This window comes from Sphingomonas sp. KRR8 (genome assembly GCF_023559245.1).
In the GTDB taxonomy this organism is placed as follows: Bacteria; Pseudomonadota; Alphaproteobacteria; order Sphingomonadales; family Sphingomonadaceae; genus Sphingomicrobium.
Genome location: NZ_CP097462.1, coordinates 2,452,719 through 2,476,817 on the forward strand (window position 1 = coordinate 2,452,719; position 24,099 = coordinate 2,476,817).

26 protein-coding genes are annotated in these 24,099 nt (G+C 65.7%); 6 read left to right on the forward strand and 20 right to left on the reverse strand.

All coding sequences use genetic code 11. The features are described 5' to 3' along the window. Nucleotides 1–2 precede the first annotated feature (2 nt). Nucleotides 3–1,115, reverse strand: coding sequence for an S-(hydroxymethyl)glutathione dehydrogenase/class III alcohol dehydrogenase (locus tag M8312_RS12385; RefSeq protein WP_250117993.1), 1,113 nt, complete (start codon nt 1,113–1,115; stop codon nt 3–5). A gap of 83 nt (nt 1,116–1,198) precedes the next feature. On the opposite strand from M8312_RS12385, the gene M8312_RS12390 reads away from it, so the two are divergent. Beyond that, entirely contained in the window at nt 1,199–1,957 is a 759-nt protein-coding gene (locus M8312_RS12390; protein WP_250117994.1) for an SDR family NAD(P)-dependent oxidoreductase, read from the forward strand. A gap of 260 nt (nt 1,958–2,217) precedes the next feature. On the opposite strand, the gene M8312_RS12395 is transcribed toward M8312_RS12390, so the two are convergent. The 7 genes from M8312_RS12395 to rarD form a co-directional block, all read right to left on the reverse strand. Beyond that, nucleotides 2,218–2,382: a hypothetical protein gene (locus M8312_RS12395; RefSeq protein ID WP_250117995.1), complete on the reverse strand. Its 165-nt coding sequence runs from the start codon at nt 2,380–2,382 to the stop codon at nt 2,218–2,220. A 187-nt stretch (nt 2,383–2,569) separates the two neighbouring features. After that, nucleotides 2,570–3,049 (reverse strand): Panacea domain-containing protein, encoded by a 480-nt coding sequence (locus M8312_RS12400; protein ID WP_250117996.1) that lies wholly within the window; start codon nt 3,047–3,049, stop codon nt 2,570–2,572. Nucleotides 3,050–3,184: 135 nt separating this feature from the next. Beyond that, the gene (locus M8312_RS12405; RefSeq protein ID WP_250117997.1) at nt 3,185–5,185 is read right to left on the reverse strand and encodes an acetyl-CoA carboxylase biotin carboxylase subunit; all 2,001 of its coding nucleotides are present in this window, start codon (nt 5,183–5,185) and stop codon (nt 3,185–3,187) included. Beyond that, nucleotides 5,185–5,610, reverse strand: coding sequence for a lysozyme inhibitor LprI family protein (locus M8312_RS12410; RefSeq protein ID WP_250117998.1), 426 nt, complete (start codon nt 5,608–5,610; stop codon nt 5,185–5,187). The genes M8312_RS12405 and M8312_RS12410 overlap by 1 nt, the downstream gene beginning before the upstream one ends. Beyond that, nucleotides 5,607–7,739, reverse strand: a complete 2,133-nt coding sequence (scpA, locus tag M8312_RS12415; RefSeq protein WP_250117999.1) for a methylmalonyl-CoA mutase — start codon at nt 7,737–7,739, stop codon at nt 5,607–5,609. Before scpA ends, M8312_RS12410 begins: the two co-directional genes overlap by 4 nt. A 39-nt stretch (nt 7,740–7,778) precedes the next feature. After that, complete coding sequence (locus M8312_RS12420) at nt 7,779–8,003, reverse strand: hypothetical protein (protein WP_250118000.1); 225 nt, start codon at nt 8,001–8,003, stop codon at nt 7,779–7,781. A gap of 12 nt (nt 8,004–8,015) precedes the next feature. Beyond that, nucleotides 8,016–8,939 (reverse strand): EamA family transporter RarD, encoded by a 924-nt coding sequence (gene rarD / locus M8312_RS12425; protein ID WP_250118001.1) that lies wholly within the window; start codon nt 8,937–8,939, stop codon nt 8,016–8,018. Nucleotides 8,940–9,054: 115 nt separating this feature from the next. On the opposite strand from rarD, the gene M8312_RS12430 reads away from it, so the two are divergent. Both M8312_RS12430 and M8312_RS12435 read left to right on the forward strand, forming a co-directional pair. Then, the gene (locus M8312_RS12430; protein WP_250118002.1) at nt 9,055–9,714 is read left to right on the forward strand and encodes a DUF4893 domain-containing protein; all 660 of its coding nucleotides are present in this window, start codon (nt 9,055–9,057) and stop codon (nt 9,712–9,714) included. Nucleotides 9,715–9,716: 2 nt separating this feature from the next. Further along, the gene (locus tag M8312_RS12435) at nt 9,717–10,073 is read left to right on the forward strand and encodes a ribose-phosphate pyrophosphokinase (protein ID WP_250118003.1); all 357 of its coding nucleotides are present in this window, start codon (nt 9,717–9,719) and stop codon (nt 10,071–10,073) included. Here M8312_RS12435 and murA read toward each other — a convergent pair. From murA to M8312_RS12450, 3 genes are all read right to left on the reverse strand, one after another. After that, on the reverse strand, nt 10,070–11,353 hold the full coding sequence (murA, locus tag M8312_RS12440; RefSeq protein ID WP_250118004.1) for a UDP-N-acetylglucosamine 1-carboxyvinyltransferase: 1,284 nt from the start codon (nt 11,351–11,353) through the stop codon (nt 10,070–10,072). The genes M8312_RS12435 and murA overlap by 4 nt on opposite strands. Before the next feature lie 58 nt (nt 11,354–11,411). After that, entirely contained in the window at nt 11,412–11,771 is a 360-nt protein-coding gene (gene clpS / locus M8312_RS12445) for an ATP-dependent Clp protease adapter ClpS (RefSeq protein WP_502957424.1), read from the reverse strand. Between the two features lie 163 nt (nt 11,772–11,934). Continuing rightward, a complete protein-coding gene (locus tag M8312_RS12450) occupies nt 11,935–12,606 on the reverse strand; it encodes a phasin family protein (RefSeq protein WP_250118005.1) in 672 nt (223 codons plus the stop codon). Between the two features lie 112 nt (nt 12,607–12,718). On the opposite strand from M8312_RS12450, the gene gmk reads away from it, so the two are divergent. Next, on the forward strand, nt 12,719–13,357 hold the full coding sequence (gmk, locus tag M8312_RS12455; RefSeq protein WP_250118006.1) for a guanylate kinase: 639 nt from the start codon (nt 12,719–12,721) through the stop codon (nt 13,355–13,357). Here the strand turns inward: gmk and M8312_RS12460 are convergent. The 8 genes from M8312_RS12460 to M8312_RS12495 form a co-directional block, all read right to left on the reverse strand. Next, a complete protein-coding gene (locus M8312_RS12460) occupies nt 13,354–14,046 on the reverse strand; it encodes an ATP12 family chaperone protein (protein WP_250118007.1) in 693 nt (230 codons plus the stop codon). The two genes, gmk and M8312_RS12460, sit on opposite strands and share 4 nt — an antisense overlap. Before the next feature lie 4 nt (nt 14,047–14,050). After that, complete coding sequence (locus M8312_RS12465; protein ID WP_250118008.1) at nt 14,051–14,257, reverse strand: hypothetical protein; 207 nt, start codon at nt 14,255–14,257, stop codon at nt 14,051–14,053. After that, on the reverse strand, nt 14,250–14,927 hold the full coding sequence (locus M8312_RS12470; protein WP_250118009.1) for an HAD-IA family hydrolase: 678 nt from the start codon (nt 14,925–14,927) through the stop codon (nt 14,250–14,252). The genes M8312_RS12465 and M8312_RS12470 overlap by 8 nt, the downstream gene beginning before the upstream one ends. After that, on the reverse strand, nt 14,924–16,021 hold the full coding sequence (locus tag M8312_RS12475) for an RluA family pseudouridine synthase (RefSeq protein ID WP_250118010.1): 1,098 nt from the start codon (nt 16,019–16,021) through the stop codon (nt 14,924–14,926). The genes M8312_RS12470 and M8312_RS12475 overlap by 4 nt, the downstream gene beginning before the upstream one ends. 9 nt (nt 16,022–16,030) lie before the next feature. After that, nucleotides 16,031–16,801, reverse strand: a complete 771-nt coding sequence (locus M8312_RS12480; RefSeq protein ID WP_250118011.1) for a GNAT family N-acetyltransferase — start codon at nt 16,799–16,801, stop codon at nt 16,031–16,033. Continuing rightward, nucleotides 16,801–18,012 carry a DUF445 domain-containing protein gene (locus M8312_RS12485; protein WP_250119784.1) on the reverse strand — a complete coding sequence of 404 codons (1,212 nt, stop codon included), beginning with the start codon at nt 18,010–18,012 and terminating at the stop codon, nt 16,801–16,803. The genes M8312_RS12480 and M8312_RS12485 overlap by 1 nt, the downstream gene beginning before the upstream one ends. A gap of 104 nt (nt 18,013–18,116) precedes the next feature. After that, nucleotides 18,117–21,305, reverse strand: coding sequence for an efflux RND transporter permease subunit (locus M8312_RS12490; protein WP_250118012.1), 3,189 nt, complete (start codon nt 21,303–21,305; stop codon nt 18,117–18,119). Between the two features lie 24 nt (nt 21,306–21,329). Further along, on the reverse strand, nt 21,330–22,517 hold the full coding sequence (locus tag M8312_RS12495) for an efflux RND transporter periplasmic adaptor subunit (RefSeq protein ID WP_250118013.1): 1,188 nt from the start codon (nt 22,515–22,517) through the stop codon (nt 21,330–21,332). 207 nt (nt 22,518–22,724) lie between these two features. Here M8312_RS12495 and M8312_RS12500 point away from each other — a divergent pair, with 207 nt between their 5' ends. Both M8312_RS12500 and M8312_RS12505 read left to right on the forward strand, forming a co-directional pair. Continuing rightward, the gene (locus tag M8312_RS12500) at nt 22,725–22,991 is read left to right on the forward strand and encodes a GlsB/YeaQ/YmgE family stress response membrane protein (protein ID WP_250118014.1); all 267 of its coding nucleotides are present in this window, start codon (nt 22,725–22,727) and stop codon (nt 22,989–22,991) included. A gap of 69 nt (nt 22,992–23,060) precedes the next feature. After that, complete coding sequence (locus M8312_RS12505; protein ID WP_250118015.1) at nt 23,061–23,774, forward strand: SIMPL domain-containing protein; 714 nt, start codon at nt 23,061–23,063, stop codon at nt 23,772–23,774. Between the two features lie 10 nt (nt 23,775–23,784). On the opposite strand, the gene M8312_RS12510 is transcribed toward M8312_RS12505, so the two are convergent. Further along, nucleotides 23,785–24,066 (reverse strand): hypothetical protein, encoded by a 282-nt coding sequence (locus M8312_RS12510; protein ID WP_250118016.1) that lies wholly within the window; start codon nt 24,064–24,066, stop codon nt 23,785–23,787. Nucleotides 24,067–24,099 lie beyond the last annotated feature (33 nt).

Genomic DNA, 24,099 nt, shown 5'->3' on the forward strand with positions numbered 1-24,099 from the left:
GCTCAGTAAACAACGACGCTGCGGATGCTTGTCCCCGCGTGCATCAGGTCGAAGCCCTTGTTGATCTCGTCCAGGGTGAGCACGTGGGTGATCATCGGATCAATCGCGATCCTCCCATCCATGTACCAATCGACGATCTTGGGCACGCCCGTCCGGCCCTTCACTCCGCCAAACGCCGTTCCGCGCCAGTTGCGTCCGGTGACGAGTTGGAAGGGGCGAGTGGCAATCTCCTTGCCGGCTTCGGCAACGCCGATGATGATGCTGGTTCCCCACCCCCGGTGACAGCATTCCAGCGCGGTGCGCATCACCTCTGTTTTGCCGGTCGCATCGAAGCTGTAGTCAGCACCTCCGTCGGTCAGCTCGACCACCTTGGCGACGATCTCGTCGCGGCTCATCCCCTTGGTATTGAGGAAATGAGTCATGCCGAACTGCCGGCCCCACTCCTCGCGGTCGGGATTGATGTCGATGCCGATGATCCTGGCCGCGCCGACCAGACGTGCGCCCTGGATGACGTTGAGGCCGATGCCGCCAAGCCCAAACACCACGACATTGTCGCCGGCCTGGACCTTGGCCGTAGTGGTCACCGCGCCGACACCCGTGGTGACGCCGCAACCGATGTAGCAGCTGGTCTTGAACGGCGCGTCTTCGCGGATCTTCGCCACCGCGATCTCCGGCAGCACCGTGAAGTTCGAGAAGGTGGAGCAGCCCATGTAATGGAAAATCGGCTGCCCGCGGTAGCTGAAGCGACTGGTGCCGTCGGGCATCACGCCTTTGCCCTGGGTGGAGCGAATGGCGGTGCACAGGTTGGTCTTGCCCGACAGGCACGACTTACACTGGCGGCATTCGGGCGTGTACAAGGGGATGACGTGGTCACCCGGCACGACCGATGTGACGCCCGCACCAACCTCGCGCACGATACCGGCGCCCTCATGACCAAGGATCGAGGGGAACAGGCCTTCGCTGTCCAGTCCATCCAGCGTGTAGGCGTCAGTGTGACAGATGCCGGTTGCCATGATCTCGACCAGGACTTCGCCTGCCCTCGGTTCTTCGAGATCGACTTCCACGATCTCCAGCGGGCGCTTGGCTTCAAAGGCAACGGCGGCACGGGTCTTCATGGGGCGGCTCTCCTCGGGCGCCTGTTGCCACGCCGAGGTGCTTCGGCCAAGCCTGCGAAGGGCAGGATGGAGCGGAGGAAGTGATGAGCTGGGCAGCTGGCAAGCACGTGCTGATCACCGGCGGCGGAACGGGTATCGGCGCTGCCACGGCGCGAGGGCTTGCCGCCAAGGGCGCGCGCCTGTCGCTGCTTGGCCGCCGGTCGGAGCCGCTCGATGCGGTCGCGAGCGAGACAGGTGGACGCGCTTTCGTCTGCGACGTGACCGACCCGGAAGCCCAAGAGGGCGCCTTTTCCGCCGCGCGTCAGGCACATGGCCCATTGGACTTCGTCATCCTGAACGCCGGGATCGGGGATAGCCGACCTTTCCTGCGCACGAAGCGTGAGCAGTGGGAACGGATCATCGCTACAAACCTCACGGCCCTGTTCGACGGAGCGCAACTCGCGCTTCCTGACCTGCAGGAGCAAGGCAAGCGGCTGATCATCATCGCGTCGGCGGCCGGGCTAAAGGGCGCTGCGATGGCGGCACCCTATGTCGCGTCCAAGCACGGCGCGGTCGGGCTGGCCAAGAGCCTCGCGCTTGAGTTCGCCCGTACCGGCCTGACCGTCAACGCTATTTGCCCAAGTTTCGTCGATACGCCGATGGTCGATGAAAGCGCCGCGCGGATCGCCGGCGCGACGGGGAAGAGCGTGGACGAGGCGCGCGCATGGTTAGCCAAAACGAACGCCAACGGCCGGCTGATCCGGGCGGACGAAGTTGCGCGCGCGATCCTCAACCTGTGTCACCCTGACTCTGGCGGCGTGAACGGAGCCTGCGTAACGATTGACGGTGGCACCGCTGCCTAAGCGGCCGCGCGGAGTCAGGCAGGCAAGCGCCGGGTTTAAGCCTTTCCTAAGTTTCCCGTGCTTTTCTGCCCGTCATGGAACGATTATTCCTATCCGGGCCTCGTGCACTCTTCGGCCGCCGAAGCGCTGACCCGCCCCCTGTGGACGAGGTTCTGGCCACCTTGTCGGATTCCAAGCCCGCTCCCAAGCGCAAGCGCGCGCCGCGTAAGCCACGGCCAAAATCCACGGCCGGAGCGGAGTAGAACGACGCTCTTGCCGGATCACGGCTCACGGGAACGCCTTTCCGCCTCGGCCCAAGCGACGCTGGTCGATCCAAATTGCTTCAAGGCCGCGGCAACCAGACCCATCAGCGCAACAAGGACCATCGGCGGCGGGCCTCGGTTGGGTACCACGACCGAGACAATCAGCAAGCCGAGCAGCATCATCAGCATGCCGTCGGTCCGACTTGCCAGCCACGCAAGCGGCCGCTTCGGCACGGCCAGCCTGTCTGATTTGCAGGCTGACTCAAGCGCGCCCTCGCGAGCCGAGGAAAGGTAGGCCTGCCTCTCAAGCTCCGCATTGTCGGCGTCCGGTTCACTTCGGCTCGAACGGGAGGCCCAGTCGCGCGAGGTCTCAGCAAGCGAGCTTGCGCCCGGAAGCGCGGGCCAAGTCACAGAATTGGTCCGCGACAAGCCGATGAGGGATGTCGCGTCCTTCGCCCACACCATCGGCATAGATGGACATCCACGGAGTTCCGGCACCTTGCGTCAGAATGGCGAGTTGCGGCGCTTGTAACATGCCGAAGTCTCGCCACGTCATCACGATTAGGTCCATTTCGAACGCTTCAAGGTCGGCAGTGGACTCCGCATTGAAGTTGTCGAGGGTGACGGCACTTGTCCCCAAGATCTTTAGTGCTCTAGCAAGACGGGCGTAGACGGGTCCGAACTTCCAGGCCTCTGGTCGATCGCCCGTTAGAGGCTGCCCCGTAGCGGCCAAGCACCAGCCGTGCGCAATATAAACGAGCTTCTGGAGCTGCATCTGGTCGAGGCGGCTTTCGCCTGCTTCGGCGAGCCTCACGAACTCCTTTGCGATTTCTTCCGACCAACCAGGCATCGTCCGGCTCCCTCCCGCAATCGTAGCAGCAAGGAACAAAACGAAAACGCAACATCGGTCCGTAGTGGACTGGTCGCGCTAAAGGGCGTCAGCCTACAAGAGCAAGCGACGACGGTCAGGCGGTCGCCGCATTGCCTATTCGAATTCGACGATGACCTGATCGACAGCCAGACTCTCGCCAGCTCCGGCCGGGGTCGACTTCACCGTCGCGCTTTTCTCGGCACGGAGAATGTTCTCCATTTTCATCGCCTCGACCACCGCGACCGGCTGGCCAGCCTCGACCTTGTCACCCGCCTTCACGTCAAGCCGCGTCAGCAGCCCGGGCATGGGAGCCAGCAGGAACTTGGACAGATCCGGCGGCACCTTTTCGATCATGTGTCGCGCGAGCTCGGCGACCAGCGGCGTCATGACCGTAACCCGGTGCGTGGCACCGCGCGTCGTCATCTTCCAGGAGCGACCGTCCTTGGCGACCAGCACGATACGGGTGCGGTGGCCGATGCGAGCCATCACCTTGCGCTGGCCCGGGCGATAATCGGCGTCGAAGGTCAGCGGATCGCCGCCATCGACGATCACCCGGTCGAGTTCGAAGTGAACTCGATGCTCGGCTCCGCCGTCCAGGCGGACAATATGGTCGTCGTTGATACCGACGGTATGGCCAAGCTGTTGGTCGATCAGCACGCTGCGACGTTCGTGAGCTGCGGCGATGAAGGCCGCGACAGCGCTCAGGTCGGCGGTCAGCTTCTCGTCGAGCGGAGCGCCCTGGAAGCCGTCGGGATACTCCTCGGCGATAAAGCCGGTGGTGATGTCGCCGGAACGGTAGCGCGGGTGCTGCATCAGGGCGGACAGGAAATCGACGTTATGGCCGATGCCCTGGATGTCGAACGCGTCCAGCGCCTCCACCTGCGCGTCGATTGCCTGCTGGCGGGTGGGGGCCCAGGTGATCAACTTCGCGATCATCGGGTCGTAAAACATCGACACTTCGCCGCCTTCGAACACGCCGTCGTCGACGCGTACGACATGATCGTCGGAGCGGGTTGGCGTGCTCGGCCGGTAGCGGACCAGCCGTCCGGTGCTCGGCAGGAAGCCGCGGTAGGGGTCTTCGGCGTAAACGCGGTTCTCGACCGCCCAGCCGTTCAGCTTGATGTCGTCCTGAGCGAAGGCGAGTTTCTCGCCGGCGGCGACACGGATCATCTGCTCGACGAGGTCGAGACCGGTCACCTCCTCCGTCACCGGATGCTCGACCTGCAGCCGGGTGTTCATCTCGAGGAAGTAGAAGCTCTTGCCTGTCGGGTCGGCGCCCGAGACGATCAACTCCACGGTGCCGGCGGAATAGTAGCCGACCGCGCGAGCGAGTGCGACGGCCTGCTCGCCCATGGCCTTGCGCATCTCGGGCGTGACGAAAGGCGAGGGCGCTTCCTCAACCACCTTCTGGTGGCGGCGCTGGATCGAGCATTCCCGCTCGCCCAGGTAGAGGATGTTGCCATGCTGGTCGCCCAGCACCTGGATCTCGATGTGGCGCGGGCTCTCGATGAACTTCTCGATGAACACGCGGTCGTCGCCGAAGCTGGCGAGGCCTTCGCGCTTGGTCGCCTCGAAGCCCTCGCGCACGTCCTGTTCGGACCAGGCGAGGCGCATCCCCTTGCCGCCGCCGCCGGCCGACGCTTTCATCATCACGGGAAAGCCGATGTCGGACGCGATTTTTACCGCCTCGTCGGTGGTGGCGATATCGCCAAGATAGCCCGGGACGACGTTGACGCCGGCCTGCTTGGCGAGCTTCTTGGATTCGATCTTGTCGCCCATCGCCGCGATCGCGTTCGGCGGCGGACCGATGAAGGCGATGCCGGCGTCGGCGAGCGCCTGGGCGAAGCTCGTCCGTTCCGACAGGAAGCCATAGCCCGGATGCACCGCCTCGGCGCCGGTCGCCTTGCAGGCCTCGATGATCAGCTCGGCCTTGAGGTAGCTCTCGCTCGCCGGTGCCGGCCCAAGCCGCACGCTCTCATCCGCCATCCGCACATGCGGCGACCGCGAATCGGCATCGGAATAAACGGCCACGGTCTTGATGCCCATGCGCTTGGCGGTGCGGATCACCCGGCACGCGATTTCGCCGCGGTTGGCGATAAGGATTTTGGAAAACATCAGTGGTCGAGGTCTTTCAACTGTTGTCCAAGTTCTTTCGACCGCACTTTCGTGATGTCGGTCAGGCACGAATTTGAGACGAGGGCAGCGATGCTGCCACCCTCATACCAACCCTCCCAAAATTGGCATTGCTTGTCGCGATACGTTAGCCAAGCCTTCTGGCCGGCAAGCATGGTCGTGTAACCTTTGCGCGAACTCGACAGCCGGCGCTTGATGCCATCCCAAGCTTGATTGAGCTCAATATCGGCACGCAGATATTCGCGGAATGAGCAGACGTTCAGGTCGAATTGCGTGTTCTGCTTTGCGCAATTCGCATCCGGCTCCGACGCAATCGACTCTGCGAGACGGCACCGATCGATCAGGATAGCAGCGCCTTTAGTGCCGCAGTCCGCCAACGCAGCAGCGGCAAGTAGAACGGCAATCACTCCGCCGCCTCGTCGAGCGGCGGCTTGTTGTGGCCGAGGAGGCGCAGAACCTCGTCGGCGGCGTCGGCGAGGTTGGTGCCGGGCCCGAAGATCGCCTGCACGCCCGCGGCCCGCAGCGCGGCATAGTCCTGCGCGGGGATAACGCCGCCGGCGACAACCTTGATGTCGGCGCGGCCCATGTCCTTCAGCGCGTCGATCAGCTCGGGAATGAGCGTCTTGTGACCGGCGGCAAGGCTGGAGGCGCCGACCACGTCGACGTCGCTGGTGACCGCCAGCTCGGCCGCTTCGCGCGGGGTCTGGAACAGTGGGCCGGCGACGATCTCGAAGCCCAAGTCACCAAAGGCCGAGCTGACCAAATTGGCGCCCCGGTCGTGGCCGTCCTGACCCATCTTGGCGACCAGCATTCGCGGCTTGCGGCCGAGGCGCTGGGTGACGGTGACGGTGCCCTGCTTGGCCTCTTCCCACCGCTGGTCCGCGCGCTTTCCATAGATGCCGCTGACGGGTGTGGGCTTGGTGGAATAGCGGCCGAAGGCGCGCTCCAACGCATCGGAGATTTCGCCCAGCGTTGCGCGGGCACGGGCCGCTTCAACGGCAAGCGTCAGGAGGTTGGTGTTGGCGCGGGCGGCTTGCTCCAGGGCCTCAAGAGCAGCCCGCACCGTCGCCTCATCGCGGTTTGCGCGCAGCTTGGTCAGGCGCTCGATCTGCCCAGCCCGGACCTTGGCGTTGTCGACCTCGAGAATGTCGAGCTCCGCCTCCTGCTCCAGCCGGTAGCGGTTGACACCGACGATGACTGTTTCGCCGGTGTCGACCTTGGCCTGGCGCTCGGCGGCGGCCTCTTCAATCCTGCGCTTCGGCAGCCCCTCGGCAACGGCCGTGGTCATGCCGCCATGCGCTTCGACTTCCTGGATCAACGCCCAGGCCCTGTCTTCGAGTTCGCGGGTCAGCGCCTCGACATACCAGCTGCCGCCGAGCGGATCGGCCACGGCGGTGACACCGCTCTCCTCGGCGAGGATCAGCTGGGTGTTGCGGGCGATGCGGGCCGAGAAGTCGGTCGGAAGTGCGATCGCCTCGTCGAAGCTGTTGGTGTGCAGCGACTGGGTGCCGCCAAGCACTGCCGCCAGCGCCTCGATCGTGGTGCGGACGATGTTGTTGTAGGGGTCCTGCTCGGTGAGGCTCACGCCGCTGGTCTGGCAGTGGGTGCGCAGCAGCTTCGACTTCTCCGATTTGGCGCCGAGGTCGGTCATGATCCGCGCCCACAAGGTGCGCGCCGCGCGCATCTTGGCGACCTCCATGAAGAGGTTCATGCCGATGCCCCAGAAGAAGCTGAGGCGCGGAGCGAAGGCGTCCACGTCGAGCCCGCTTTTCACCGCTGCGCGGACATATTCCATGCCGTCAGCCAGCGTGTAGGCCATCTCCTGCACCGCCGTCGCTCCGGCTTCGTGCATGTGATAGCCCGAGATCGAGATGCTGTTGAACTTGGGCATCTCACGCGAGGTGTAGGCGATGATGTCGCTGACGATCCGCATCGAGGGTTCGGGCGGGTAGATATAGGTGTTGCGGACCGCGAACTCCTTGAGGATGTCGTTCTGGATGGTCCCGGTCAGCGCCTTGCGCTCGACGCCCTGTTCCTCGCCAGCCACGATGTAGAACGCCAGCACGGGCAGCACCGCGCCGTTCATGGTCATGCTGACGCTCATCTCGCCCAGCGGGATGCCATCGAACAGCAGCTTCATGTCTTCAACGCTGTCGATCGCCACCCCCGCCTTGCCGACGTCACCGGTGACGCGCGGGTGGTCGCTGTCGTAGCCGCGATGGGTGGCGAGGTCGAAAGCGACGCTCAGCCCCTTCTGCCCGGCAGCGAGGTTGCGGCGGTAAAAGGCGTTCGACTCTTCGGCGGTCGAGAAGCCGGCGTACTGCCGGATGGTCCAGGGACGCCCCGCGTACATCGTCGCATAGGGGCCGCGCGTGTAGGGCGCGACACCGGGAAAGCCGCTGTCGATCCCGGCTGCATCGCCGGGCCCGTAGACGGTTTTCAGCGCAATGCCTTCCGGCGTGGTGCGGGTCAGGTCGGCGCCGCGCGCTTCCTTGGCCGCGAGATGTTTCCACGCGTCATATTTCGAGTCCGACATGGGAGTGGCCCTAACCGGTCACCGCCGTGCAAGCAAAGGTCAGAGGATACCGCCGCCGAGCATCAGCCGGACTACTCCGATCGCCAGCACGATCAGGCAGAGGTTACGGCCGGAGCGGCTGCCACCCGAAAGCTGGCCAATGCCCGCGCCGATGATCGGCAAGGGCAGTATCAGCCAGTTGAGGGCGCCGAGGATGGGCAGGAAGGCAATGGCGACCAGCACCAGGCTGACCAGCCCGATCAGCAGCGAGACAATGTTGAACATGGGGCCGGGCTCCTAGTCGGGCAGTGCTTCACAATGCGCGGCACGGGCGCTGCGCACGGACGAGATGAGGTAGAGGGCCGCCGCTGTCCAGATGGCGGCAAAGGCGACCGCATGGGCAAGGGTGAATGGCTCGCCGTAAGCGAACACGGCCAGCAGGAACTGAAGCGTCGGAGCGACGAACTGGAGGATGCCGAGCGTCGAGTAGCGCAGGCGACGGGCGGCGGCCGTGAAGAACAGCAGGGGCAGGGTTGAGGCGATGCCGGTGCCGAGCAGGAGGAGCAGCACGCGGGTGCTGCCGTCACCCCAGATGGCGATACCGCTGCTGGCCCCGAAGAACAGCCAGCCAAGGGCGACCGGCAGCAGCAGCCCCGTTTCGATCGCCAGTCCGGCGGAGGCCTCGACCGCGGCGATCTTCCGGAACAGGCCATAGAGCGCGAAGCTGATGCAGAGCGCGACGCTGATCCACAGATGCTGGAGTGCGCCGGCCGCCAGCACGGCGACGCCGACCGCCGCGATCGCCACCGCGATCCACTGCGTCCGGGTCAGCGGCTCCCGCAGCACGAAATAGCCGAGCAGGATGTTGGCGAGGGGGTTGAGGTAATAGCCAAGGCTGGCGGCCAGAATATGCCCGCTGTTCACCGCATAGACGTAGATCAGCCAATTGGTCCCGATCAGCAGGGCGGTGAGCATCAGCAGGCGCAAGGTGCGGCGGTCGCTCAGCGCTGAGCGGACCTGGCTGAATCCTCGCATGACCAGCGTGAGGACGAAAAGGAACAGGATCGACCAGACGATCCGCTGGGCGACGATGGCGACGGGCGGAACGCTGGTCAGCAGCTTGAAATAGATCGGCAGCAGGCCCCAGAAACCATAAGCGGCAAGGCCGAAAGCGATACCAGCACTGGCGGGTGAGGGGCGTTGCCCGGACGAAGGCTCCATCCGGCGCGGCTAGCGCAGGGGAGAGCGCAAGTGAAAGGATTTGTTAACCCTTTGGGCATGGAAGCGGACGGCAGACCCTTGCACCTGAGTGCATGTTGCTGTTCGGGGAATCATCGTGCGAAACCGCCTTCCACTGCTCATCGCCACGACGCTGCTGGCGGGCTGTACGCAGCCCGAGGCGCGACCCGCTTCAACGCCTGTCGTCCAGGAAGCATCGACCAAGGCGGACGAATGGCAACGGGTAGCGAGCAAGGCCGACAGCGACCGCCTCGCGCGCCTCGGTCAGGCGTGGAACGAGGCACTCGATGATGCCCGTTCGGCCGGGAGCCGTCGGGACGTCGACGCGGAGGGCGCGCTGCTGAAGGCCGATGCGGCGCTGGCGAGACCTTCGCCCACTCCCGGGAGCTACCAGTGCCGCATGGTCCGGCTCGGCCGCACGACGCCGCGTGGCAAGGCGTTCGAGAAGTTCAAACCCTTCTTCTGCTATGTCGAAGTGGAGGGTAATCTTCTGACGATCGTGAAGCAGACTGGCAGCCAGCGCCCGGCCGGTCGGCTGTGGGACGACGACAATCCCAATCGGCTGATCTATCTGGGCAGCCTGGCCCTTGGGAACGAGGAGCAGCCCAAGGCTTATGGTGACGACCCCAAGCGCGACATGGCCGGCGTGTTCGAGCGGATCGGCCCGTTCCGCTGGCGGCTGGTAATCCCATGGCCGCAGGCCGGCTCCAAGCTCGACGTCTATGAGCTGACGCCCGTGGCGGAGCAGCCGAAGTAGGCATGGCGCTCGCCGCGCCCGAGGAGGTCCGTGCGCATTTGATCGCGGCCGCGCGGGCAGGAACGGCGCTCACTTACGGTGAATTGCTGGAGCGGCTTGGCTACGCCTTCTCGCGGCCAAAGATGCGGGCGCTTTGCAAGGTGCTGACACTGATCGACGAGCAAGCGGCCGCAGCCGGTGAGCCGGAATTGGCGGTGCTGGTCGTGCGCCAGTCGGACGGTCTTCCCGGGCAGGGGTGGTGGATCGGCAGCTGGGAGCAGCACCGCTTCACGGGCGAATGGACCGGTCCCGAGGCGGCCAAGCTGGTCGAGCGATTGCAGCGCCTGGCCTTTCGTTACTGGCAGGCGCGGGAGGCTTAACCGCCGCCGCGCCGTTCGATCGTCGCGCCGACCGCGCTTAATTTCTCTTCCAGCCGTTCATAGCCGCGGTCGAGGTGATAGACCCGCAGTACTTCGGTTTCGCCTTCCGCCGCGAGGCCGGCGAGGATGAGGCTCATCGAGGCGCGCAGGTCGGTCGCCATCACCTTGGCGCCGGTGAGCTTGTCCACCCCGTGCACGATTGCCGACCGCCCGCGAACGTCGATGTTGGCGCCCATGCGGCGCAGCTCCGGCACGTGCATGTAGCGATTCTCGAAGATGGTCTCCTCGAGGAAGCTCTCGCCCGGCGCGCGGCACAGCATGGCCATCAGCTGCGCCTGCATGTCGGTCGCGAAGCCAGGGTAAGGCGCGGTAGACAGAGCGATGGGCTTCAGCGGGCCGTCGGCAGTGACCTTGAGGCCCTTGTCGTGAAGTTCGACCACAAGGCCGCAGTGCGCCAGGGCGTTGGTCGTCGCCAGCATGTCCTCGGCCCGCGCGCCGATCAGGTCGATCGAGCCCCCGGTGATCCCTGCCGCGCAGGCATAGCTGCCTGCCTCGATCCGGTCGGGCATCACGGCGTAGGTGCAGCCGTGAAGCGCTTCGACCCCGTCGATAATGAGGTGTGAGGAGCCGATGCCCTCGATCCGGCCGCCCATGGCCACGAGCAGGTTGCACAGGTCGACGATCTCGGGCTCGCGGGCCGCGTTGAACAACTGCGTGCGCCCGGTCGAGAGGACGGCCGCCATCAGCGCATTCTCGGTGGCTCCGACGGAAACCACGGGGAAGCTGAAGTCGCCGCCGCTGATCCGTCCCTTCGGCGCCACCGCCTTCACATAGCCGGCCGCGATCTCGATCTCGGCACCCATGGCCTCGAGCGCCTTCAGGTGCAGATCGATCGGGCGATCGCCAATGGCGCAGCCGCCCGGTAGCGAAACGGTGGCCTCGCCGGCCCGCGCCAGCATCGGTCCGAGGACCAGGATGGATGCGCGCATCCGCCGCACCATGTCGTAGGGCGCGACGGTTTCGGTGATCTCCCGGGCCTGTAGCGTCATCCGCCGCCCGAACTCACCGGGGCGCATGGCGTCGACCTTGGTCGACACCCCCAGCATGTTCATCAGGTGACCGAAGCTGTCCACATCGGCCAGCCGTGGCAGGTTGGTGAGCGTCAGCTTCTCAGCCGTCAGCAACGCGCAGGGCAACAGGGTCAGTGCCGCATTCTTGGCACCAGAGATGGGAATGGCGCCCTCGAGCCGGCGGCCACCCTGAATCAGTATCGAGTCCATGCACAGCGTTTAGAAGTTCGTTTGAGGGGCGCAAGGGAGCGCCCGGAGCAGCGCCCGATCAGGCCTTCTCGAGCGTGCACTGCAGGGGGTGCTGGTTCTCACGGGCGAAGTCGATGACCTGCGACACCTTGGTTTCGGCCACTTCGTAGGTGAAGACGCCGCACACCGCGACGCCCTGCTGGTGAACCTGAAGCATGACGCGGGTCGCGTCCTCGATGCTCATCGAGAAGAATTGCTGCAGGACCAGTACGACGAACTCCATCGGAGTATAATCGTCGTTGAGCATCAACACCTTGTAGTTGCTGGGCTTGCGGGTGCGCGGCCGCGTTCGAACAGCGACTCCGCGCTCGATCTCGTCGATGCCGTCGCCCTGCCCGGGGGCGTCGTCCTCAGGACCCATGTGGTTCGCGGTGATCATGTTCCGCCTAGATAGGGCACGCGCCGGAGCATTGCCAAGCACCGCCGCGCTTCCCCTGACCCGAAGTGGCGCAAAAACAAGCGCCTCTGCCCCGAAAACAAAGCGGCCGCCCCCCGGAGGAGTTGGGGGGCGGCCGGCACTGGCCTGACAGGAGGAGGAGTTATCAGGCAGTGATCTCGTTGATCTTCTCGGCATTGAGCGCCGCGCGAGTCGACAAGGGCTGGAAGGCTTCACCGGCCAGCTTGACCATCGACTCGGCGAAGCGGCTGCCCTCGGCGACCATGCGGTCGAACTGGGTGCGGGCGATCTCGCTCTGCAGCTGGAAGAACTCGGTCGGCGAACCGGCCTGGGTCAGGCTGCGGACCTGCTGGGTCGCCTGCTCCAGGTTCTCGCGGGTGCGGGCAATCGCTTCCTGGCCGAGCGTCTGGGCGCCGGCAGCGGCGACCTTGCCGCTCTCGACAAGCGCTTCGACGTTGGCGCGGGTCAGCTCGACCACCTCGCCCGCAACCTTCTGCGAACGCTCGACGAGCTGCTGGCCACGCTCACCGGCGTCAGCGAACAGGGTCTGGAACTTGTCGGCACCCGGGATGGCGGTCGCGAACTGGTTCATCCAATTGGCGGGATCATAGTTCATGGGGATTTCCTTCGTCTCGACCGGCGTCTGGGCCGGAGTGGTGGTGGCCTTCGCGGCCGAATTCACAGCCTTGCGGGCACGCGGCTTACGCTCGGTCTTCACGCGACGTGCGTTGACCTTCTTCACGGCTTCGAGCACCGTCGGCTCAACGACGGCGTCGTCGGCGGCGGTATCAACGATGGCGTTTTCGATCTCGGTCATGCAATCGTACCTTTATGTTGCACTGCACAATATAGTGCAGCGCGCCGCAAATCAAGACCTATCTCGCACTCGCAGCATTGACGATTTCGGGCCGGTCGCGCCATAGGCGCGCATGGACCAGCCTTCCCGCACGCGCCGCGGCCTCCTGATCGTGCTTTCCTCGCCGTCCGGCGCCGGCAAATCCACCATCTCGCGGCTCTTGCTTCGCGCCGACCCCGAGGTGACCATGTCGATCTCGGCCACCACCAGGCCGCCGCGCCCTGGCGAGCAGGCCGATCGCGACTATCACTTTGTCGACGATAAGGAATTCGACCGACTGATGACGGCGGGCGAGTTCGTCGAATGGGCACCGGTGTTCGACTATCGCTACGGCACTCCGAAGGCTCCGGTGAAGGCGGCGCTGAAGGCCGGGCGCGATATCCTGTTCGACATCGATTGGCAGGGCACCCAGCAACTTCACGCCGCGATGGGCGAGGATCTGGTCCGGATTTTCATCCTGCCGCCGTCCATGGCCGAACTGGAGCGTCGTCTGCGCACACGCGCCACCGACACCGACGAAGTGGTGGCCTTCCGCATGGCCCGGGCGGCGAGCGAGATCAGCCACTGGGCCGAATATGATTATGTGCTGATCAACAAGGACATGGAGTCATGCCTGGCGGAGGTCCGCTCGATCGTCGCGGCCGAGCGCCTGAAGCGGCAGCGCCAGATTGGCCTGGTGCCCTTCGTTCGAGACCTCGTCGCCCCGCGCTAGTCGAGCAGGGACAGGAATCGGGCCGCGCTGAGGAAGTCGCGCCGACGATTGCCGAGAGCGATCATCGCCTCCGCGTCCTCGCCCCATTTCTCCAGCTGCCAGGCGTCGTCCACCGCCGCCGCCGCCCACGCCTGCTCGGCCGTTACCTCGCCTTCGATCACCGCCAGCGCAATCACCAGCGATCCGCTGATGGTCACGAGGGGTGACAGCGCAGCAAGCTGAAAGGGAGAGTGGCTCGCCACTGCATGGGCAAGCCGGCGCACTGTGTCGGCCGGCTGGGCAACGAAGGACACACCGGCCGTGGTGGCGAAATCGACATCGAAGCGCCGCCGTGCCCACTGCAGCAGCGGGTCCCACGCGTCGGCCTGCCGTTCGGCCAGCGCCAACGGCCCTTCTGCGCGATAGGCGAGCAGGTCGCTTTCGCCATAGCGCGCGAGGTTGGTTGCAAAGGTCTCTGGATCGGGAGCGACGCGATCAAGGGCCGCATTGGCAAGGCCGGTCAGCGGCATGGACCGGGGATCGACTTCCTCTGGGCTGTCGAGCCACTCCGCCGCGATTGCTGCCGCCAGTGCCTCGGTCGGCACCACCAGCGGCTGGCGCGCGGGGGTGCGCAGCGGCCGTTGATCGAGCGTGACACCGAAGCCAGCGCCCTCCGGGACGACTGCCACATCCTTCCAGAAGCGCTTCAAGGCGTCAGGCCTTCAACCGCCGCACGATGCGGGGCGCGAACAGCGCTTCGGCCAGCCCGGCGGTCGCCATCGGGATGCCGAGGAAAGGCATGCCGCCCTTCGCCACGAGATCGGAATAAGTGATCGCAACACCCAGAATGAAGATGGCTGCGCCGCTGAGCCGCAGCGCCGTGAAGATCAGGAAATCGCGCTTTCCACCGTCATCAGCCATGCGGCACCTGCTCCATCATTCGGGTCATGAGCCCGTGCACGTCGGCCGGAGACGAGGCGAGCGCCTGCGCCCCCGCCAGCTTGAGTTCGGCGCCGTCGTGGTAGCCCCAGAGGGCACCCACCGCATGCGCGCCGGCCGCGCGCGCCATGCCCATGTCCCAGCCCGTGTCGCCGATCACCACGCTCTGCTCCGGCGTCGCGCCGGCCTCAAGCATCGCTTCCAGCGCCATCGAGGGGTTCGGCTTCGACGGGTGCCGGTCGGCGGTCTGCAGCGAGATGAAGCGGTCGTAGAGGCCGTTCGCCATCAGGCAGTGGTGCAGCCCGCGGTCGGACTTGCCAGTCGCCACCGCCAGCAGCCACCCGTCCGCCTCAAGCGCGTCAAGCAGGGGCACGATCCCGTCGAACAGCGGCTCCTCGACCGCCCCGCGTTGCCGAAGGCTGGCAAAGGAAGACCGATAGGTGGCGGCGAACCGCTCATGATCATCCGGCGCCGCATCTGGCGCCAAGAACGCCATGGCTTCGGTCAGGCTGAGCCCGATCACCCGCTGAGCCTCGGCCCGAGGGGGTACGGGCCGATCATGGGCCGTGAAGGTTTCGCTCAGCGCCGCGTGAATGCTGTGGCCGCTGTCGACGAGGGTTCCGTCGCAGTCGAAGATGGCAAGGCGCGTCATCGCCGGGGCGCTGCCTTCGGAGCGCCACGGGAACGCCGTTCGCCGCGCCGCTCCTTGCGTCGGTCCTTGGCGGCCGCACTCGCGGCACGCTTCTTCGCCTCGGGTGTCTTGCGGGGCGCCTCCAGCGGCAAGCTGTCGCCAGCCAGAGGATCGAAGCCGAGCAGGCCCAGGCTCTCGGCGAAATGGCTCGGCAGTTCGGCCGACACATCAATGACCCCGCCAGGCGCATCAATCTTGAGCCGCCGTGCATGGAGGTGGAGCTTGCGGCTGACCCCTCCGGTCAGGAACGCTTCGGCTCCGCCATATTTGGCGTCGCCCACGATCGGATGGCCGATGTGCGCCATGTGCGCGCGCAACTGGTGCGTGCGGCCCGTGAGCGGCTGAAGTTCTAACCAGGCCGCGCGATTGCCTGCGCGGTCGATCACCCGCCACTTCGTCCGCGCCGACTGTCCGTCCTCCGCCACGTGCATCTTCTCGCCGCCGGTACCCGGCTGCTTGGCGAGCGGCGCGTCGATCAATCCCTCATCCAGAGAGGGCACCCCATTGATCAGCGCCCAGTAGACCTTGCGCGCCGTGCGGCCGGAGAAGCTCTTCGAGAAGAACGCCGCCGAACGCGCGGACCGCGCGACCAGCAGCACGCCGCTGGTGTCCTTGTCGAGCCGGTGGACCAGCTTGGGCCGGCTTTCCGGATCGTCGGTGAGTCCGTCCAGAAGGCGGTCGAGGTGCTGGGTTGTCTTGGTCCCGCCTTGGGTGGCCAGACCCGGGGGCTTGTTTAGCACGAAGGCGTCCGGCGTGGTCTTGATGACCATGTCGCGCACGAACTCCTTCTCGTCCGCGGTGAGCGGATCGCGGCGCGGCTGCGGCTTGCCCGTGCGCACCGGCGCGGCTTCGGGCGGTGGCACGCGCAATTGCTGGCCGGTCTGGAGCCGATCGCCAGGCGTCGCCTTGTTGCCGTCGAGGCGCAATTGCCCAGTCCGCGCCCAGCGCGACACGAGATTGAAGCTGACGTCGGGCATGTGGCGCTTGAACCAGCGGTCCAGGCGAATGCCGTCGTCGTCCTCGCCGACGGTAAAGTTGCGTGGTTCGCTGGTCATCGGCGCTCCCTAGCCGCCGCCGAGCGGCTTCGCAAAGCGCATGGAGGTTCGCTCGTAGCCAAGGTGCCGGTAGAAGGCGTGGGCTTCGCGCAGCCGGTCGTTGCTGGTGACCTCGACCATGCCGCAGCCAAGCTTGCCAAGGCGGCGCTCGGCCTCGGCGACAAGCTGCCGCCCGAACCCCTTCCCGCGCGCTTCTTCGGTCAGAACCAGCACGGTGATGCGGCCCACCGGCGGGTCGCGGTGCGGCATCGGCGTGGCATGATAAGCGCAGGTGCCCAGCACGGTATCGCCTTGCGCGATCACCAGCACTGGCTCACCCGACCTGGCGAGCGCCTTCACGTTCTTGCGGACCAGTTCGGGAGCGATGGCATGGCCAAGCAGGGCGTAGAGTTCCGCAAGCTGCTCGGCGTCCTTACCCTTGGCTTCGCGCAAGGCAGGCGGCGGCGGCTGCTTGAGGTTGGCCACTGGCGTGGCTTCCGGTGCAGCGATTTCAGCGGCGACGGGCTCCCGTACCTTCTTGCGTTTGCCGCTGGAAACGGAAGCACCCGCTTCGCGCAGGCTCTTGCGCCAGTCGTCCTGTTCCAGCCCGCGCAGGTAGCTCTCAAGCTCCTCGCCACTGGCCCGCAGCGCCCGCTTGCCACGGATGCCGAACACCGGCTCACCCGCCGCATCGGTCAGCCCGAACATGCCGAAGCCCGGCTTCTCTGGTGAGCGCACCCGCGATCGTTTAAGCTTCAGGCCTCGGTTCTTCGCCAGTTCGGCAAGCGCGTCAGCGTCCATCACAGCGTGTCCAGCACGTGCAGGACGAGCCCTACCAGCCCGCCCACCAGTGTTCCATTGATGCGGATGTACTGGAGGTCCCGGCCGACCGCCGATTCCAGTCGGGCGGTGATCGTGCGTGCGTCCCAACCCCTTATCGTGTCGCTGACCAGCTTGACGATCGAACTGCCGTAGCTTGCCGCCATGCCGGCCACCGCGCGCCGTCCGAACTGATTGACCGCCTTGCGGATGCGCGGGTCGCTTTCCAGCGTGCCACCCATCGATCGCATGACCTCTCCCAGCTTGCCGGCCAGCACCGCATCGGGATTGCGAGCCGAGGCGATGATGGCCGCACGGCCTTTCTGCCACAGGGTGTCGAGCCAGCTCGCGACCGAGCGGTTGGCGAGCAATTCGTCCTTCCATCCTTCTACCCGCGCGCGGGTGTCGGCATCTTCCTGAAGATCGCGCGCAAGGTCCGCCAGGGCAGCTTCGATCCGCTTTCGCACCGGGTGCTCGGGATCGGTGCTCATCTCGACGGTCAGTTTTCGCATCCCTTCCATGATCGAATCCGACAGCTTCTCGTCCAGTCCGGCCAGCCGAAGCACCCAGCTGGCCCGCTTCTTGACCATGTCGCGGATCAGGCTCTCGTTGGCGTCGAGGGTGCGGGCAAGCGCCCGGATGGCAGCTTCGAGCATCGGCACGTGGCGATCCTCGCTGATGGCCGAGGCCAGCGCCGCGCCGATCACCGGCGACACTTCGGCCTGCCGCAGCCGTGAAGAGATGGCGGTTTTGACGATTCCGCCGAGCCGTTCGTCATCCAGGGCCTCGAACACGTCGGCGATCAGCCGGGAGGCACCTTGCCGGATTCGAAGACCACGCCCTTCACTCTCGATCGGCGCCTGGAGGAACTTGCCGGCGGCGCCCGCCAGATCGATGTCGCGCATCCGCCTCGCGATCACGGAGGCAGTCAGGAAATTGTCCTTGAGGAACTGGGCGAGGGTGTCGCCAATCCGGTCCTTGTTGCGCGGAATGATCGCCGTGTGTGGGATTGGCAGACCCAAAGGGTGGCGGAACAGCGCCGTTACCGCGAACCAGTCCGCAAGGCCGCCGACCATCGCCGCCTCGGCGAAAGATTTCAGGTAAGCAAGCCACGGCCAGCGTGCTTCCAGCAGCCGTGCGCTGACGAAGATCGCGGCCATCACCAGCAACAGCCCGGTCGCAACAAGCTTCATGCCGGCCGCACCCGGCTGGACCGGATTGAAGCGGGTCAGGGAACGGCGGCTGGTTGGCTCGGCTCGGCTCATCGCCGGTGTAATAGCCGAGCCACCCGTCCGGTTCACTCCGCGGGTTGCGGTTCGCCCCCGCCGAAGCCGGGGGCACGCTGCTCCGGCACTTCCTCATGCACGGCGTGAGCGGTGGCACGAAGGCCCTTGCCGAACTTACGCCCGATCCACTGCTCGATGTCGATCGCCAGGCTGAAGTAGGCGGGGACCAGCAGCAGGGTGAGCCCGGTCGACATGATCAGGCCGCCGATAACGGTGACGCCCATCGGCGCGCGCCAGCTTCCATCACCGCTGAGGCTCAAGGCGATCGGGATCATGCCGGCCACCATTGCCACCGTGGTCATCACGATCGGCTGGGCGCGCTTGTGGCCCGCCTCCACGATCGCCTCGTCCTTGTGCATGCCGTGGTTCATCATCTCCACCGCGAAATCGACCAGCAGGATCGAGTTCTTGGCGACGATGCCGAGCAGCATCAGAAGACCGATGAATACGGGAAGGCTCAAGGGCTGCCCCGCGATGTGCAGCGCGATCACTGCCCCAAGTGGCGCCAGGACCAGCGAACCCAGGTTCACGAACGGAACCAGGAAGCGCCGGTAGAGGAGCACCAGCACCGCGAACACCAGGGCTACGCCCGCCAGCACCGCCAGGATGAAGTTCATGACCAGTTCGGCCTGCCACTTCTGCGATCCCAGCTGCAGGCGCTGAACGCCCTCGGGCAGGTTCTTGAGGGTCGGGAGCTGGTCGATCTTCTTCCATGCGTCGCCGGACACCAGGCCGGGTGCGAGATCGGCGCCGACCACGATCCGCTGCACCTGGTTGGTACGGTTGACCACCACCGGTCCCGAACTGAAGCTGATCTCGGCCACCGACTTGAGCGGCACCGATCCGCCGTTCGACGTCGGAACCGGCAGGTTCTCCAGGGTGGCGATGTCCTTACGCTCTGACTGGGCCAGGCTGACGATGATCGGCACCTGGCGATCAGACAGCGAGAAGCGCGCGCTGTTCTGGTCGATGTCACCGATCGTGGCGATGCGGATCGTCTGCGCCAGGGCCGACGTGCTGACACCAAGATCTGCGGCCAGGTCGAAGCGCGGCTTGATGATCAGCTCGGGGCGAACATTGTCGCCCTGCACGCGGGGCGCCACGACCTCGGGCAGTTTCGACATCTCGGCTGCGATCTGATTGGCGACGTGGTTGAGCTGTTGCGGATCGTCGCCGCCCAGATACAGGCTGAGGGCGCGTCCGCCGCTTCCGGGGCCGCCATCGTTGCTGTTGAAGTTCACCCTCGCGTCCGGAATCTGCGCCAGCTGCGGATTGATCTCGCGCTCGATCTGGAAGCTCTTCTTGGTCCGGTTCTTCTTGTAGAGCACGTTCACGAAGGCGGAGCCGGTGAAGCTGCGCATGAACACGTTCTCGACGTTCGGATTGCGCTTGATGATCGCTGCTGCCTCATCAGCCACGCGCATGGTCTGTTCGAGCGTGGTTCCCGGCGGCATCTGGATCCGGACGCTGCTGGATTCCTGATCCTGATCCGGCTGGAAGGCCATGGACAGCGTCGCGATACCCACGCCGGTCGAGGCGAGGATCAGGAAGCCTGCTCCAACCATCCAGATCCGGTGATCGCGAAGCCGCGCCAGCCGCCGGCCGAGCCAGCTATTGGCGCGGGCCTGGGCCTCGGCGACCTTGCTGCTGTCGATGGTCCATCGAAGCGCTGCGAGGTAGCGCATCATCGACTTGCCGCCGGCATGCTCCTGCACGCCGTGGCTCTTGAGGAAATAAGCGGCGATCAGCGGCGTGATCATCCGGGCAACGAGCAGGCTCATCAGCACCGCGAGAACGACGGTGTACCCGAAGTTGCGGAAGAACTGGCCCGAGATGCCCGGCATGAGCGCGACCGGCAGGAAGACGGCGACGATCGACATGGTAGTGGCAAGCACCGCCAGCCCGATCTCGTCGGCCGCGTCGATCGACGCCTGATAGGCGGACTTGCCCATCCGCATGTGGCGAACGATGTTCTCGATCTCGACGATCGCGTCGTCCACTAGGACGCCGGCAACCAGGCTGAGCGCCAGCAGCGACAGCCCGTTCAGGTTGATGGACATCAGGTCCATGAACCAGAAGGCGGGGATGGCCGACAGCGGAATGGCGAGCGCGCTGATCAGGGTGGCGCGAATGTCGCGAAGGAACAGGAACACGACCAGCACCGCGAGGACCGCACCCTCGACCAGGCCGTCGATCGCGCTGCTATACTGCAGCTTGGTGCGGTCGACGCTGTTGTCGATCTCCAGGAAGTGGACCCGCGGGTCCTCCTTCTCGATCTTGTGCAGTTCCTTCCAGGTATTGTCGTAGGCGGTCACGTCGGACGCACCCTTTGCCCGGGCGACGTTGAAACTGACCACCGGGCGGCCACCATATTGCGCCGCCGAGCGAGCCTCGGCCGCTGCGTCCTGGACCTGGGCAATGTCACCCAGGCGAATGAAGCGTCCACCGGGCAGCGCAATCTGCTTCTGCGACAGCTCCTGCGCGGTTTGCGAGTTGCCGAGCACGCGCACGGTCTGCTCTGACCCGGCGATCTGGGCGCGGCCGCCGGCGGCGTTGAGGTTGAGGGTGCGCAGCTGCGCATTGACCTGCGCGGCGGTGATGCCCTGCGACTGCAACGATGCCGGGTCGAGGACGATACGGATCTGGCGGTCGACGCCGCCTTCGCGGGTGACCTGCGCAACACCATCCTGGCTGAGCAGCCGGCGCGATACCTTGCCGTCGATGTACCAGCTGAGGTCCGCCAGGCTCATGTCGGTGGTCTGGGCGGCGATGTAGACGAAGCTGTCGCCGTTCACCTTCACCCGGTTGATCTGCGGCTCGAGGATCCCCTCGGGCAGGTCGCCACGGATCTGCGCGATCGCGTCGCGGACGTCATTCACCGCCCGGTCGGTGGGGGTGCCGATCTTGAACTGAACGAAGGTGTTGCTGGTGCCTTCGCGCACGTCCGAGTTGATCTCGTCGATTCCCTCGACGCCGCGCACCGCCGCCTCGACCTTCTGGGTGACCTGGTTGACCAGTTCGGACGGCGCCGCGCCCGGCTGCGAGATGGTGACGGTAGCGGCCGGAAAATCGATGTCCGGATTGTCCGTCACTTCCATCGTCGCGAAGGCGTAGATGCCGGTCAGCAGCAGCGCGATGAAGAGGACGATCGGCGGCACCGGGTTGCGGATGCACCAGGCGGAGATGTTGCGGAAACTCATGGCGCGGGGCCGTCCTTGGTAAAGTTAGCGCGCCGCCTGGCGCTTGGGATTGATCTTCTGGCCCGGGTTCAGGAACGGCCCGGCCGAGAGGACCACCGTCTCCGTGCCGTTCAGGCCGTCGATCACGCTCACGCCCACTTCGCTGACGTTGCCGATCTTCACCGCGCGGCGCTCGACCTGGTTCTTGGCGTTGACGACGTAGACATAGTTTCCGTCCTCGTCGGCCAGCACCGCGCTCTGCGGAAGGATCGGCGCGGTGGTGGCGCCGGAGGTGATCCGGGCGTCCGCGAAGCCGCCTGGGCGGATGTCGGAGGAGTAGGGGATGGCGATCCGCACTTCGCCGAGCCGGCTTTGCGGATCGATCACGGGGGCAACCTGCCAGATGGTGCCGGACACGCTGCGCTGGGCACCGATCGGAGTGACCGACGCGGGCATGCCGACCTTGAGCGCCGCCAAGTCCTGCTGGCTGACCTGCGCGCGCATTTCCATCTCACCGCCCTTGGCGATTCGGAACAGGCCCTGGCTGCCCGCGCCGATCACCTGTCCAACCTCGAGGTTGCGCTGGAGCACGAGGCCGCTGGTCGGTGCCCGGATGTCGAGCAGTCCGATGCCGGCGCGGGTCGCGCCGAGCTGTGCCTGTGCAACGCGGATCTGGGCCTGTGCCTGATCGCGCGCGGCTCGGCGGCTCTCGAGCTCCGCTTTGGAGATGAAGCCGCGATTCACCAGCGAGGCGGCGCGGTCGTAGTTGGATTGCGCGAGCGCGGCCGATGCACGCGCCGAGTCGACCGCAGCGGCCAGCTGCGCGGCGGTCTGGGTCTGCACCGAGCGATCCACCGTCGCCAGCGTCTGGCCTGCGTTGACCCAGCTGCCGGCGTCGACCAGCACCGCGGTGACACGCCCGCCGGTGCCTGCGGCGCCGACCGGCTGGTCGCGCCTGGCTGCCAGCGCTCCCGTCGCCGAGATGACCCTGGCGACCTGCGTGCGGCCGGGCACGACCACAGTCACGGTCGGAACCTGCCCGCCCTTGCCGGCGCTGCCCGCCGCCGCGGAGGAGGCAGCGGCCGATTGCTTGCGCGAATGGCCTATCAGGAAATAGCCCGCCAGCAGCACTGCCACCGCGACAAAGGCGCCGATCGCCAGATTGCGGTTACGCCGGGAGCGATCGACTACTACCAGAGTGTCCGAACGCTCGAGCCGAGTCTCGCGATTCATGTCCAACGTCTTTCTATCCTGTGCCGTCTGGCAACTGTGCCGAGCGAAGCTGTATTACTCTAGTAGAGCACCAAGGGCAACAGGCCGCAATGGTGTCGGACCGGCAATGATTCTTCGATGAACGGCTATACCAGTGTCGCAAACCGTCATTTCGGCTATGGCTGGCTTCGACGGGAGTGACCCGCGAGGCTTTGTGAGGGAGCGACAATGATCGGAGACAATGGGATCATCGGGACGATCGTCATCGGCCTGCTGGCCGGCGCGATTGCGAAGCTGCTGATGCCGGGTAAGGATCCGGGTGGCTGCCTCATCACCATCCTGCTCGGCATTGCCGGCGCCCTGCTTGCCAAGTTCCTTGGCCAGATCCTTGGTCTTTATCAGCCCGGTCAGAATGCCGGTTTCATCGCCGCGATCGTCGGCGCTTTCATCATCCTCTTCATCTACCGGATGATCGTCGGCCGCCGCCGCCTCTGACAGCTCGCTTGTTCATCCTGCCTCCACTTGTGATGCTCCAGATTGAGCACGTCACAAGGGAGGCAGGAAATGAAGTACGCCTGGTTTATCGGTCTGGCCCTGAGTTCAGCCGCCTTGCCACTCGCCGCCGAGGCGCAGCCGCTGGCCACTGTTGCAACCACCGGTGGAACACGCCTCGACATCGCCGCCACGGGCGAAGTCTCGCGAGTGCCCGACGTGGCGATCATTGCGACGGGCGTCGTGACCCGCTCGGCCAATGCCGTCGACGCGCTGTCGCAGAATGCGGCACGGATTGAGCGGGTTCGGGCCGCCCTGCGCCGCGCCGGAGTGGCGGAGCGCGACATTCAGACCAGTTCCGTCAGTCTCAATCCTGATTACGTCTATGCGGACGGTCAGCCACCGCGGCTTACGGGGTACCAGGCCACCAACCAGCTCAGCATCCGCTTCCGGGACATCCGCGCATCCGGTCGGATCATCGACGCCCTGGTCGCGGAAGGGGCGAACCAGGTCAGTGGCCCGACGCTGACCATCGACAAGCCCGAAGCCGCGCTCGACGAAGCGCGGACGAAAGCTCTTGCGGTGGGCCGCGCGCGCGCGGAACTCTACGCCCGAACGCTCGGGATGCAGGTGGTGCGGCTGGTGTCGGTGAGCGAGGGCGGTTCACCCTCGCAAGGTCCGATCCCGATGGCAGCGATGCGGGCCGAACGCTCATCCGATACGGCGATCGTCCCTGGCGAACAGCAGCTTTCGGTCACGCTGCAGATGAGTTTTGAGCTACGCTAGAGCGCGGGCTTCATCGACCCAAGCCCGGCCTGATGCGCCGGGCGACGATGACACCACCGAGTACGAAGTTGGCGCCGAGCAAGCCGATCAGCAGGTTCGGCAGGGAAAAGCCCGCCAGGTCGACCTTGGTGCCGAACAGTGGTGCGATCAGAAGGGCGCCCAAGGCAGCACCGACCATTCCAAGGATGACCAGCAAGACGATGGTGCGCGGCCGTTCGAAGGCTCCAACCACGCTCGAAAGCCAGCCAATGGCGGCGCCGCCAACAAGAAGAAGCAACCAGGTCCAGGGCATTGGCGGGGCCTAAACGCAAGAAGGCCGCGCTTC

Excerpts from the sequence above, each read along its gene's own strand:
- M8312_RS12385 (WP_250117993.1), bottom strand. The coding sequence starts at position 1,115 with ATGAAGACCCGTGCCGCCGTTGCCTTTGAAGCCAAGCGCCCGCTGGAG.
- M8312_RS12390 (WP_250117994.1), top strand. The coding sequence starts at position 1,199 with ATGAGCTGGGCAGCTGGCAAGCACGTGCTGATCACCGGCGGCGGAACG.
- M8312_RS12395 (WP_250117995.1), bottom strand. The coding sequence starts at position 2,382 with ATGATGCTGCTCGGCTTGCTGATTGTCTCGGTCGTGGTACCCAACCGA.
- M8312_RS12400 (WP_250117996.1), bottom strand. The coding sequence starts at position 3,049 with ATGCCTGGTTGGTCGGAAGAAATCGCAAAGGAGTTCGTGAGGCTCGCC.
- M8312_RS12405 (WP_250117997.1), bottom strand. The coding sequence starts at position 5,185 with ATGTTTTCCAAAATCCTTATCGCCAACCGCGGCGAAATCGCGTGCCGG.
- scpA (WP_250117999.1), bottom strand. The coding sequence starts at position 7,739 with ATGTCGGACTCGAAATATGACGCGTGGAAACATCTCGCGGCCAAGGAA.
- M8312_RS12420 (WP_250118000.1), bottom strand. The coding sequence starts at position 8,003 with ATGTTCAACATTGTCTCGCTGCTGATCGGGCTGGTCAGCCTGGTGCTG.
- rarD (WP_250118001.1), bottom strand. The coding sequence starts at position 8,939 with ATGGAGCCTTCGTCCGGGCAACGCCCCTCACCCGCCAGTGCTGGTATC.
- M8312_RS12435 (WP_250118003.1), top strand. The coding sequence starts at position 9,717 with ATGGCGCTCGCCGCGCCCGAGGAGGTCCGTGCGCATTTGATCGCGGCC.
- murA (WP_250118004.1), bottom strand. The coding sequence starts at position 11,353 with ATGGACTCGATACTGATTCAGGGTGGCCGCCGGCTCGAGGGCGCCATT.
- clpS (WP_502957424.1), bottom strand. The coding sequence starts at position 11,771 with ATGATCACCGCGAACCACATGGGTCCTGAGGACGACGCCCCCGGGCAG.
- M8312_RS12450 (WP_250118005.1), bottom strand. The coding sequence starts at position 12,606 with ATGACCGAGATCGAAAACGCCATCGTTGATACCGCCGCCGACGACGCC.
- gmk (WP_250118006.1), top strand. The coding sequence starts at position 12,719 with ATGGACCAGCCTTCCCGCACGCGCCGCGGCCTCCTGATCGTGCTTTCC.
- M8312_RS12465 (WP_250118008.1), bottom strand. The coding sequence starts at position 14,257 with ATGGCTGATGACGGTGGAAAGCGCGATTTCCTGATCTTCACGGCGCTG.
- M8312_RS12470 (WP_250118009.1), bottom strand. The coding sequence starts at position 14,927 with ATGACGCGCCTTGCCATCTTCGACTGCGACGGAACCCTCGTCGACAGC.
- M8312_RS12475 (WP_250118010.1), bottom strand. The coding sequence starts at position 16,021 with ATGACCAGCGAACCACGCAACTTTACCGTCGGCGAGGACGACGACGGC.
- M8312_RS12480 (WP_250118011.1), bottom strand. The coding sequence starts at position 16,801 with ATGGACGCTGACGCGCTTGCCGAACTGGCGAAGAACCGAGGCCTGAAG.
- M8312_RS12485 (WP_250119784.1), bottom strand. The coding sequence starts at position 18,012 with ATGAAGCTTGTTGCGACCGGGCTGTTGCTGGTGATGGCCGCGATCTTC.
- M8312_RS12490 (WP_250118012.1), bottom strand. The coding sequence starts at position 21,305 with ATGAGTTTCCGCAACATCTCCGCCTGGTGCATCCGCAACCCGGTGCCG.
- M8312_RS12495 (WP_250118013.1), bottom strand. The coding sequence starts at position 22,517 with ATGAATCGCGAGACTCGGCTCGAGCGTTCGGACACTCTGGTAGTAGTC.
- M8312_RS12500 (WP_250118014.1), top strand. The coding sequence starts at position 22,725 with ATGATCGGAGACAATGGGATCATCGGGACGATCGTCATCGGCCTGCTG.
- M8312_RS12505 (WP_250118015.1), top strand. The coding sequence starts at position 23,061 with ATGAAGTACGCCTGGTTTATCGGTCTGGCCCTGAGTTCAGCCGCCTTG.
- M8312_RS12510 (WP_250118016.1), bottom strand. The coding sequence starts at position 24,066 with ATGCCCTGGACCTGGTTGCTTCTTCTTGTTGGCGGCGCCGCCATTGGC.